Raw genomic sequence first — 11,613 nt, forward strand, 5'->3', positions numbered from 1 at the left:
AGGCTATCTTCACTATGGCGACAACGGTGCAGCAGAAGATACGCGAACGTGGTTTCCTTGACGGTCAGTTCCTGATCGCCATGCCCAGCATGTTCGATGCTAATTTTGCCCGCACGGTCATCTTCGTCTGCGCCCATTCCGAAGACGGCGCGATGGGCTTCGTGCTGAACAGACCCCAGCGGCTGACCTTTCCCGACGTGCTCCTGCACCTGCAACTGCTCGATCCCGACGAACTGATCCGGCTGCCTTCGGCAGCGCGCGAGTTCCAGATCCAGGCTGGCGGGCCGGTCGAGACCGGGCGCGGGTTCGTCCTGCATTCGGACGATTACCTCAGCGATTCAAGCATTCCGGTCAGCGACGATATCTGCCTCACGGCGACGCTCGACATCGTCAAGGCTATTTCGCGGGGTGAAGGGCCTCTCAAGGCTACGATGCTGCTCGGCTATGCCGGCTGGGGACCGGGTCAGCTCGAAAATGAAATCTCCAGCAACGGCTGGCTCACATGCCCGGCGCGCGAAGAGCTGATTTTCAGCCGTGACCTTGATGATAAATACGACCGGGCGCTTGCGATGATGGGCATCTCTCCAGCTATGCTTTCCCCCGACGCCGGCCACGCCTGATAGACATCCAGCCCGTTCCCCCGTTACGCCCTCTTCATGAGCGGAAATCGCTCCTTCAGGAGTCGTAGGATCGATTCCGACCCGACGGGCGGGCCGAACAGGAAGCTCTGGCCATAATCGCAGCCCATCTGTGCGAGCTGGATCGCATCCTCCTCCGACTCGATGCCTTCGGCGACGACGCGCATGTCGAGCTCGCGCGCCATGGCGATCACCGAGCGCAGCACGACGCCGCGCTTGTCGCTTGGGTCGCGGACCAGCGCCTTGTCGATCTTGATCGTGTCAAAGGGGAAGCGGGTCAGGTAGGAAAGCGACGAATGGCCGGTGCCGAAATCGTCGAGGGCAAGCCGCAATCCCGCTTCCCGCAGCTTTTCGAGAACGAGCCGGGCCTGTTCCGGGTTTTCCATCACCAGCGATTCGGTGAGCTCCATCTTCACCTTGGCCGGATCGCAGCGGTTCTTATTGAGGATGGCGCGGACGTCGTCATAGAGCCCGCTGTTGAGGAGCTGCGCGCTCGAAAGATTGATCGAGACGAAGATCGGCAGGTCGCCGGTCTGGATCTGCCATTCCGAAAGGTCGCTCGTTGCCTGGTCGAAGGCGAACATCCCGAGCTGGTTGATGATGTCGGAGTTTTCCGCGATCGGGATGAACTCGGTCGGCGAAACATTGCCGCGCTTTGGGTGGTCCCAGCGCATCAGCGCTTCGAAACCGGCGACCTCGGCGTCGCTCAATCGCACGATCGGCTGGTAGACGAGCGACAGCTCCTTGCGTTCGATTGCCCGCTTCAGATCCGCTTCGAGCTGAAGGCGATCCGAACCGGAGGTCCGGAAGGCTGGCCGGAAGGGCTCGACGCGGTTGCCGCCCTCCTTCTTGGCGCGGAACATCGCGAGCTCCGCGTCGTCGAGCAGGCTTGCGGCGCTCTGCTCCTGATCGAGCCAGGACACGAGGCCGATCGAAGCGGTGAGGTTGATCTCGCGGCTGCCGTAGTTGAGCGGCACCATGATCGCCTTGCTGACCGCATCGGCGAAATCGGCAATCTTCGCCGGGTCGCGCTCGGACATGAGGATCAGGCCGAACTGGTCGCCGCCGAGCCGGGCCAAGGTGTCCTGTGGGCGCAGCAGCCGGCGCAGCCGCCGCGTCAGCGCAATCAGGATGTTGTCGCCGGCGGCGATCCCAAGCAGGTCGTTGACCTGCTTGTAGCGATCGATATCGATGGCGAGAACGGTCGGCCGAACGGCGTTGGTGCCGTCGGACATCAAGAGGATCGCCTGCAGGCGGTCGAGGAAAACCTGTCGGTTGGGCAGGCCGGTGAGGTTGTCGAGGAGCGCGTTCTGCAACAGCCGCTCGACCGAATTGCGCTGCTCGGTGATGTCGACGATGGTACCGACGCAGCGGATGATCTCGCCATTGGCGCCGAGCACCGGCCGGGCCCGGATCGATAGCCAGTGATAGTGGCCGTCCTCGGCGCGCGCACGGAATTCATGATTCAGGCGGCCGCGCCGGTGTTCGAGAAGCACATCGAGGGTCGCCCGGAATCGGTCGCGGTCATCCGGATGCAGCCGCGGCACCCAGTTGCGGACAGGTCCGTTCATCGTGCCGAGCGAGAGGCCGAGCTGGTGCGATATATCCGGGATCGTCACGACGCGGTCGCGCGCCACGTCCCAGTCCCAGACGGTGTCGCCCGAACCGGTCAGCGCCAGCGCCTGCCGCTCGAGGTCGGAGAAGAGGCCCTGCTGGTAGGCGCCGCCGGCAAAGGCATGCTGCATGACCGTGAAGCCGATCAGGAGGACGATCAGCACGAGACCGCCGCCGAGCGCCGGTTGGACGATATCATTGGCGAGTTGCCCGGTGACCGCGAGCCACGCGCCGAAAAGCCAGACGAGGATCAACAACCAGGCCGGAACGAGAAGGATGGCGCGGTCGTAGCGATTGAAGCCGAGATAGGCGATCAGCACGATGCCGACGGTCGCCGTCAGCGCGAATGAGAGGCGCGCGATGCCCGAGGCGATGGCCGGGTCGTAGACGGCGACGCCGAACAGCAATGCCAGCCCGAGAATCCAGGCGAGCGTCGCATAGCCGAGATGCTGGTGCCAGCGGTTGAGGTTCAGGTAGGTGAAAAGGAAGATCACCAGGCCTGCCGCCAGAAAGACTTCCGTTCCGGCACGCCATATGCGTTCGTCACCTGCCGTGAGGCTGATCAGCTTCGACAGAAAGCCGAAGTCGACGCAGATATAGGCGAGGACCGCCCAGGCGAGGGCCGCCGTCGCCGGCAGCATCGAGGTGCCCTTGACGACGAAGAGAATGGTCAGGAATACAGCGAGCAGCCCGGCAATCCCGAGCACGATGCCGCGATAGAGCGTAAAGGCGTTGACCGTGTCCTTGTAGGCGTCCGGTTGCCAGAGATAGATCTGTGGCAGCTCCGGCGTCGCGAGCTCGGCGACGAAGGTGATGACGGCGCCGGGGTTGAGCGTGATACGGAACACATCCGCCTCGTCGCTCGGCTGCCGGTCGAGGGCGAAACCCTCGCTCGGCGTGATCGACAGGATGCGTTGCGAGCCGAGATCCGGCCAGAACAGTTTGGAATTCACCAGCCGGAAATGCGGCGCGACGATCACCCGCTCGAGCTGCTCTTCGGAAACATTGGCGAGCGCGAAGACGGCCCAGTCGCCCTGGTGATGCTCGGTGCTTGATCTGACTTCGATGCGGCGCACGATGCCGTCCGTTCCGGGCGCCGTGGACACCTGGAAAGCCTCGCCGCGACCGGAGTAGATTTCCGTCGTGGCGGTCAAGTCGAGCGCCGTGTCCTCGCGCGAGATCTTCACTGGCTCGAGCGCATGGGCGACACCGCCCGCGACGCCGAAGATGAAAACGGCGAATGCGACCAGAAACGCCGCCAGCCTTGCGGTGGGCGATGCGAGCGGCTTGCGGGTCAGGGGCATCAAAGGGGCATATTCCTGCTCGGTACGGCATCCGCGGACAGAAGCGAAAACATCAGGTGATCGCGCCACTGGCCGTTTATCTTCAAGTACTGTCTCAAGTAGCCTTCGCGTTCAAAGCCGGCCTTTTCAAGGAGCCGAATGCTCCGTGTGTTTTCTGGAATACAGGCTGCTTCGATACGGTGCAACTCGAGGGTCGAAAAGATGTAGGGGATCGTCAGCTGCAGGGCTGCGTGCATGTGGCCCTGGCCGGCATATTTCTGCCCCATCCAGTAGCCGATCATGCAATTCTGCGCGGCACCCCGGCGGATATGGCCGATCGTCAGACCGCCAAGGAGGGTCTCGTCGGGTTTGCGGAAAAGGAACAGCGGCACCGCCTGGCCGGAAGCGAATTCCTGTTCGTTGCGAATGACGCGGCTGCGAAACGCGCCCTCGGTCATCTCGTCGGTCCGCCAGGACGGTTCCCACGGTTCCAGAAAGCTGCGGCTCGCGCTGCGCAATTGATACCATTGCCGATAATCGGCATAGCGAGGGAGGCGAAGAAGGTAATCCTCGTTGGCGATCTCGACCGATTCGGGCTGCCGTGACAGGAACCGAAAAACCGATCGCGCCATATATGCCTCCGGGCCAAACTCGCATGCCGGCGGGCGGAGATCGGCTTCATGGTCCTCCTCATCCCGCTCAGGTCACCTTACGCAGCCGGGCGGAAATTCCGGCCCGGATCGCGCCATCATTCAAGGGTTTCGAAGGCGCTGTGTCATTGCGAAGCGTTGCACAAGTTAACGCCTAAATCGAATCCGATTTTGAAGATGCGGGAGAAAAACACCGTGAGGTGGGGCACTTGCACGCAATTCCGTAACCGGCGGTGGCGACGCAGAGCGCCATGCCTTCAAATGCACGCGCAAAGACACCCTGCGCCTACAGTAGTCGAGAGCATCTCAGTCGTGCCATTGGATGCCTAGCCTGCGAGGGCGTGGGCGGCGGACTCGGTGTTCAAGGACGACAGAATATCGCTCATCGGGGCGAGCTGATCGAGGGGACCGATCGCCGAAAGCGTAGGGGCCGTGTCGAAGAAGAGCCGACCGGCGAGATCGGTCAGCCGCTCGATCGTGATGCCGGACAGCCGTTCCATCAGTTCCTCGTTGGGAATGGGGCGCCCATAGAGCATCATCTGGCGGGCGATCTGGCCGGCGCGGGCCGCCGGGCTTTCCTGTCCCATCAGCAGTTGCGCCCGGATCTGCGCGCGTGCCCGCTCGATCTCCTGCTGATCGATGCTCGTCGAGGACTTGCGCAATTCGTCGATGATGACCGGCATCAGCTCGGGGAGGTTTTCGCCGCCCGTCGCGGCATGGATGCCGAAGATGCCGGTATCGGAAAAGCCCCAATGGAAGGCGTACACCGAATAACAGAGCCCGCGATGTTCGCGCACTTCCTGGAAAAGGCGCGAGGACATGCCGCCGCCGAGGATGTTGGCAAGGATCTGCGAACAGTAGAAGTCCCGGGCGTGGTAGGCCCTGCCTTCGAAGCCGAGCAGCACCTGCGCGTCCATCAGGTCACGGGTCTCGCGGCTGTCGCCGCCGGTGTAGCGCGCCGTATCGAGGACCGGAGGCGACAGCGGCGCGACGGGCAGGGAGGAAAAGCGCTCCTGGACCTGGCGCACGATCGTATCATGGTCGACGGCGCCGGCGGCAACGATGAACATTCTGTCGGTCGTATAATTGCGGCCGAGATAATGACGGATCTGGCCGGGTGTGAACGACATCACCGTTTCGGGCGTGCCGAGAATCGGCCGCCCGACCGTCTGGTCGCGATAGGCGGTCTCGGCGAAGCGATCGAAGACCACGTCGTCCGGCGTGTCGTCGGCCGCGCCGATCTCCTGCAGGATGACATGCTTCTCGCGCCTGAGTTCTTCCTCGTCGAAGGTCGATTCCGTGAGAATGTCCGCGAGGATGTCGATCGCCAGCGGCACATGGTCCTTGAGCACCCGGGCGTAGTAGGAGGTCGTCTCGGTCGAGGTGGCGGCGTTGACTTCGCCGCCGACATTTTCGATCTCTTCGGCGATCTGGCGCGCACTGCGCCGTCTCGTCCCCTTGAAAGCCATGTGCTCCAGCAGATGCGCAATTCCGTGTTCATCCACGGTTTCGTTGCGCGAACCGGATTTGATCCAGACCCCGAGCGCCACGCTTTCCAGATGCGGCATTCGCTCGGTTACCACCGTCAGCCCGGAAGGGAGCCGGGTGCACTCAACTTTCATCATCCGTATCTTTCGTTCTATTCCCGAACGCGGGTACGCTCGCCGATGAAGGTTTCGACGTTTTTCAGCTCAGCATCCAGAATATCGAAACGCTCCGCCCTAGTCATCAGATCAGCAAGCCACGTCGGAAGCGTGGGGTCAATACCACTGGCCGATTTTACCGCGTCGGGAAATTTCGCGGGGTGGGCGGTGCCGAGAACCACCATCGGTGCCGACGGCTTCTCGTGCCTGGCGGCGACGCAGACGCCGATTGCCGTATGCGGATCAAGGAGATAGCCCGATTTCTTGAAAGTCTCGCGGATCGTTGCGGCCACCTGCTTTTCCGACGCGCGCCCAGCGCGAAATTCCTTGCGAATTTTTTTCAGTGCGCCCTCGTCGATCGCAAAGGAACCGGATTGCTTGAGGCTTGCCATGGCGGCGCGCACTTCTGACGCCTCGCGCCCAAAGGCCTCGAACAGCAGCCTCTCGAAGTTGGACGAGATCTGGATGTCCATCGACGGCGAGGTCGTCGCCTTCACCTCCCGCATCTCGTAGCGGCCGGTCTTCAGCGTGCGCGCCAGAATGTCGTTCTCGTTGGTCGCGATGATGAGTTTGTCGATCGGCAGGCCCATGCGCTTGGCCACATAGCCGGCGAAGATGTCGCCGAAATTGCCGGTCGGCACGGTGAAGGAGATCCTCCGGTCCGGGCCGCCGAGGGCAATGGCCGTCGTGAAATAGTAGACGATCTGCGCCATGATGCGCGCCCAGTTGATCGAGTTGACGCCCGACAGCTTGACGCGATCGCGAAAGGCCGTGTCGTTGAACATGGCTTTCACCACATTCTGGCAATCGTCGAAATTGCCGTTGACGGCGATCGCATGCACGTTCGATGCATTGGCGGTCGTCATCTGCCTCTGCTGGACCGGCGAGACCTTTCCATGCGGGAAGAGAATGAAGATGTCGGTCCGATCCCGACCGGCAAAGGCGTCGATCGCAGCACCCCCCGTATCGCCGGAGGTCGCCCCGACGATCGTCGCCCGTTCGCCGCGTTCGGCAAGAACATGGTCCATCAAGCGGGCGAGCAATTGCATCGCGACGTCCTTGAAGGCGAGCGTCGAACCGTGGAAGGCTCCATGACGAATGCGTTGGGGCCGGTCTGGACGAGCGGTGCAATGGCCGGATGGCGGAAAGTGGCATAGGCCTCGTCGATCATCTCGCGGAACTTCGCCGCCGGGATTTCACCGTTCGTGAAGGGCTGGAGAACCGTGAAGGCGATTTCCTGATAGGATTTGCCGCGCAAGGCCCGGATTTCCTTCTTCGAGAAGGTCGGCCATTCCTTCGGCAGGTAGAGGCCGCCGTCCCGGGCGAGCCCTGCCAGAAGAGCGTCGCAGAAACCGAGGGGCGCTGCTTCCCCGCGCGTCGAAATATACTTCACCTTCTTCATCCTTCGTTACCGCATCTCAAGGTTACAGCGGGCATGCGGTCGGTCGATCGCCCCTTACCGCGCTATCACGCCGGCGTTGCATATCCTTTAAGGGAGAACCGCCGTCCGGCCACCTATTTGTTCCAGTTCGCCGAAAATCGCCCGGCCATTCTTGTCACCGTGGCAAATTTCCGGGCTTCTTCGGAAATTGGAGCTTGCGACGGCCGACCGGTCGATTTTTCGATTTGCCGCTGCTATAGACGATGCCCGAAGGCCGAGAAAGGCCTTCATCGATCGTCGGTCTGGAGAAGGAGGGGATTTGCGCATGGGTTCCTGCTCCGGCCATGGAAGGGATTGCGACAGCTTCGGCCCAACTGGCCGCGGTTGCTGTGATCTCAAAGTCTCACCGGTTCAGTAGGGGTCCTGCAACGTGTCTGGCAAAGTGTCTCGCCATCTTTTCGCAATGTCTGTCCTTTTGGTCGTCGCCGGCTGTAACAAGACGCAAGACGGCGGCGCCATCGAAGCGGGCGGCAACGCGAACGCGCCGACGCCAGCCGTCATCCAGGCGACTTGCCCGCCGGTGATGCTGAGAGACGGCACCGCCTCTTACCGCACCTATGCGAAGGGCGGGAAGGACGATCCGACCAAGGTCGTCTACCAGGCGTCGCTTGCCGACACCACGCGGCAATGCGTGCAAAGCGAGGGCTCCCTGACGGTGACGGTGGTCGCCCAGGGTCGCGTCGTGGCCGGTCCCGCCGGCGGTCCGGGCAAGCTGACCATGCCGATCCGTGTCGCCGCGACCGACGGGGAAAAGACGCTCTACTCCGAACTGACGCAATACCCGGTCGAGGTTCCGCCGGGCAGCACCACTACGCAGTTCGTCTTCACCAAGGCGGATGTTACCTTGCCGGCCGGGGCCGGATCCGACGCCAAGATTTTCGTCGGCTTCGACGAGGGACCGCAAAAGGCCAAGCAGTAGCGGACAGGCAGAAGCGGCGCGGTGACGGGGTTTGGCCCTCTCTCCGCGAGGCGGGCGAGGGGAAGGTATTCACCTCTCCCTTCCTCCATGCTGAAGGCGCGTAGCCGACACGCCGGATGAGCGGCAAGATTCGCTCAAACGCTTTTCAGCCTCCAAATATGTAAACGCCGGGACATCGCCCCGGCGTTCCAATGTCAGCATCCGCTTACTCGGCCGCGACGCTCTTGCCGGCTTCCCATTTGTAGAGCGAGAAGCTCGGCGAGGTGAGGTCGCCGGTTTCGCCATAGGTCAGCTTGCCGATCACCGTGTCGATCTCCTCGCCGGACTTGATCGCCGTCGCAACGGCGGTTGCATCCTCGGCGGAGCCGGCCTTCTCGATGCCGGCCTTGATGACCTGGACGGCCGCATAGGCGTTGAGCGTGAAGGCTTCGGCCGGGATGTTCTTCGCCTTGAGCGCCTCGATCACCGGGGCGGCGGCCGGGTTGCGGGTCGCGTCGCTGGCATTCGTGAAGATCGTTCCCTCGGCAGCATTCGCCCCGATCGCCCAGAACTCGGTATTGGAGAGGCCGTCGCCGCCGATCAGCTGCGCGTTGACTCCCTGATCGCGCATCTGGCGGATCATCAGGCCGGCCTCGGCGTGATAGCCGCCGAAATAGACGACGTCGACATTCTCGGCCTTGAGGCGTGTGACGATGGCGCTGAAATCCTTCTCACCGGGGTTCAGGCCCTCGTAGACGACGTCCGTGATGCCGCCCGCATTGATTGCCGCCTTGAAGCCATCGGCGAGGCCCTTGCCGTAGGCACCCTTGTCGTGCAGCACGGCGACGCGCTTGTCCTTGAGGTTCTTCACGACGTAGTCGGCGGCGACGACGGCCTGCTGGTCGTCGCGGCCGCAGGTGCGCAGCACGTTCCACAGCCCGCGGGTGGTGAGATCCGGTGTGGTCGCCGTCGGGGTGACCATCAGGATGCCGTTCTCGGCCAGCACGTCGGACGCCGGCATGGCCGTGCCGGAAAGCACCGGCCCGACGACATAGCGCACGCCTTCGCCGGCGAGCTGGTTCGAGACCGAGACGGATTGCTTCGGTTCGCCGGCGTCGTCGACGATCTTGATGACAATCTTCTCGCCCTTGATGCCGCCGGCGTTGTTGATGGCTTCGACGGCTGCCTCGGCGCCGTTCTTCACTTGCTCGCCGAAGGCCGCGACCGGGCCGGTGAGCGGGGTGATCACGCCGAGCGTGATGTCGGCATGGGCGAGCGGCGCGAAGGCCACTCCGGCAGCCAGGGTCATTCCTGTCAACAGTGAAAGACGCATCGTGTTTCCTCCTTGGAATTAACCGCTACCGCGCCCAGACGCACGACGGCCGCTGTAGCACTTTGAACTGCTGCGTGGTCCTGAATTGGAACCATGCAGTCGTCGGTGTTGATATAGCCCTCGTGCGCCGTCCGAAAAGCCGCGGATTCTTGGAGGAAAGCTATGCAACGCGGCATGCCGTTCTTGGCGCGTCATTATGACACGCGCCATGGTCGTTCGAGGCGTTGCGCCGGTGATCGCCGGAGCAGGGGTCGTCGCGAACCCGTATCGGGCGGGGGATCAGGCCGTCAGTGACTCAGACCATTCGGTAAGCGCCGCGATGACTCCCGGCAGCGCGGCCATGCGCGAGATGACGGTCTCGGCGCCCGCTTCCGTCAGCTTGTCGGCATGCGAGGGATAGGTGTGCGAGCCGCCCGTGAAGCCGACCACACGCATGCCTGCCGCACAGGCCCCATGCACGCCGTGCACCGAATCCTCGATGACGAGGACGCGTGCCGGATCGACGCCGAACTGGGCTGCACCATGCAGGAAAATATCCGGCTTCGGCTTGACACGGTCGGGGCCGAGATCGCGCGCCGAATAGATGTGCTTGCCGAAATGATCCTTGATGCCGACCTTGCCCAGCATCGTTGCAAGCCGCGCAGACGTCGAGTTCGAGCAGATGCAGTGCGGCAGCGTCAACTGCAGCAGCACCGGCTTGACGCCGTCGATGATCTTGACGTCACGGGCGAGCCGCTTGTCGAGAATGGTGTCGACACGGTCGATCAACGTGGCGGAAAGCGGGATGCTGACTTCCTTTTCGATTGCCAGCAGGGTGTCGCGCCAGGTCATGCCTGCGAAGCGCTCGCTCATCTCTTCAATGCTGATCGGGTAGCCGGCCTCGGTCAGGAGCTCCGCCTCGACTTCCGAGGCGATGATTTCCGAATCGACGAGAACGCCGTCGCAGTCGAAGATAATGAGGTCGATACCGGTCATTTTGCGTCCTTGGGAGAGAGGCGCCGCCGGTAGGGGAGGAGCTGAAATGCGGCGCGGAAATAGGGTCCCGGCAGATTTATACGATGGCAGATCAAAGCTCAACCTTTGGAAATCGACTTGCGGAGGTTGTAGCTTGCTCGACAGGCCCGGGCTGCGCCTCTATCTGTAGCGCATGAAGAAGGAACACGACGACACGCTTGCAAGCCGGATCAGCCGGGCGCTCGCCGAGAGGATCATCTCCGGGGCGCTCTCGCCGGGTGAGCGGCTGCGTCAGGATCATGTCGCCGAGGAGTTCGGCGCCAGTCACGTCCCCGTGCGCGAGGCCTTCCGACGCCTGGAGGCGCAGGGCCTCGCCGTCAGCGAGCCGCGTCGGGGCGTGCGCGTTGCTTCCTTTGATCTCAAGGAGGTCCGCGAGGTGGCGGAGATGCGCGCGGCCCTGGAGGTGCTGGCGCTCCGCCATGCCATACCCCATTTGACGCCTGCCATTCTCGATCGCGCCGAGGCGGCAACGGTTGCAGCGGACAGATCGCGCGACGTGCGGAGCTGGGAGGCGGCAAATCGGGCCTTCCACCGCCTGATCCTGGAGCCCTGTGCCATGCCGCGCCTGCTTGCCGCGATTGACGACCTTCATGCGACAAGCGCCCGCTTCCTTTTCTCCGCCTGGCGTTCCAGTTGGGAGGCGCGCACCGACCATGACCACCGTGCCATCCTCGCGGCGCTGCGGCAGGGAAGGGGCGAGAAGGCCGCCACCATCCTCGAGCGCCATGTCGGCTGGATTGGCAAAACGCCGGTCAAGACCGCCGGCGGCGAAATCCGCGATGCCTTTTCTATCGTCGGCTAGGGTCAGGACCTATTAAATTCATCCATTCTGTTCAGGTCCATGGGATTGGATGGAAGAAAACAAGCGGAAGGCAAGACCTCGAGCATTGTTTTCGATCAGACGGCCCATGGACCTGAACCCGAAGGGCGCGGTGGATTTCGCGCCTGACCGCGTCGGGAAGATTTGAAAATGTGCCGGCATTTCCTGCATCTTCCCTCCTAGTCAGACGCGAAATCCGCCACGCGGAATGGATGAATTTAATAGGTCCTGACCCTAGTCACCTGGAACTGAAGTTCATTACATTGTACGCTTGGCCTC

Annotated in this window: 8 protein-coding genes and 1 pseudogene; 3 read left to right on the forward strand and 6 right to left on the reverse strand. The window is 62.7% G+C overall.

The genetic code is table 11. The features are described 5' to 3' along the window. Nucleotides 1-14: 14 nt before the first annotated feature. A complete protein-coding gene (locus N181_RS13195; protein WP_037392592.1) occupies nt 15-620 on the forward strand; it encodes a YqgE/AlgH family protein in 606 nt (201 codons plus the stop codon). Between the two features lie 23 nt (nt 621-643). Here N181_RS13195 and N181_RS13200 read toward each other — a convergent pair whose 3' ends face one another. The 4 genes and pseudogenes from N181_RS13200 to thrC form a co-directional block, all read right to left on the reverse strand. Continuing rightward, complete coding sequence (locus N181_RS13200) at nt 644-3,556, reverse strand: EAL domain-containing protein (protein ID WP_037392589.1); 2,913 nt, start codon at nt 3,554-3,556, stop codon at nt 644-646. Further along, nucleotides 3,556-4,167, reverse strand: coding sequence for a GNAT family N-acetyltransferase (locus N181_RS13205; RefSeq protein ID WP_014327608.1), 612 nt, complete (start codon nt 4,165-4,167; stop codon nt 3,556-3,558). Before N181_RS13205 ends, N181_RS13200 begins: the two co-directional genes overlap by 1 nt. A 344-nt stretch (nt 4,168-4,511) precedes the next feature. After that, nucleotides 4,512-5,810, reverse strand: a complete 1,299-nt coding sequence (locus N181_RS13210; RefSeq protein WP_014327609.1) for a M16 family metallopeptidase — start codon at nt 5,808-5,810, stop codon at nt 4,512-4,514. Nucleotides 5,811-5,824: 14 nt separating this feature from the next. Continuing rightward, nucleotides 5,825-7,230, reverse strand: a pseudogene (thrC, locus tag N181_RS13215) (threonine synthase). Nucleotides 7,231-7,639: 409 nt separating this feature from the next. Between thrC and N181_RS13220 the strand changes: the two are divergent. Next, on the forward strand, nt 7,640-8,188 hold the full coding sequence (locus N181_RS13220; RefSeq protein WP_037392587.1) for a hypothetical protein: 549 nt from the start codon (nt 7,640-7,642) through the stop codon (nt 8,186-8,188). Between the two features lie 205 nt (nt 8,189-8,393). Here N181_RS13220 and N181_RS13225 read toward each other — a convergent pair whose 3' ends face one another. Both N181_RS13225 and N181_RS13230 read right to left on the reverse strand, forming a co-directional pair. Further along, nucleotides 8,394-9,500, reverse strand: a complete 1,107-nt coding sequence (locus tag N181_RS13225) for an ABC transporter substrate-binding protein (protein WP_014327613.1) — start codon at nt 9,498-9,500, stop codon at nt 8,394-8,396. Nucleotides 9,501-9,779: 279 nt separating this feature from the next. Further along, nucleotides 9,780-10,475 (reverse strand): HAD family hydrolase, encoded by a 696-nt coding sequence (locus N181_RS13230; protein WP_037392585.1) that lies wholly within the window; start codon nt 10,473-10,475, stop codon nt 9,780-9,782. A gap of 172 nt (nt 10,476-10,647) precedes the next feature. Between N181_RS13230 and N181_RS13235 the strand changes: the two genes are divergently transcribed. After that, the gene (locus N181_RS13235) at nt 10,648-11,316 is read left to right on the forward strand and encodes a GntR family transcriptional regulator (protein WP_037392579.1); all 669 of its coding nucleotides are present in this window, start codon (nt 10,648-10,650) and stop codon (nt 11,314-11,316) included. Nucleotides 11,317-11,613: the final 297 nt, after the last annotated feature.

This window comes from Sinorhizobium fredii USDA 205 (assembly GCF_001461695.1).
GTDB lineage: Bacteria > Pseudomonadota > Alphaproteobacteria > Rhizobiales > Rhizobiaceae > Sinorhizobium > Sinorhizobium fredii.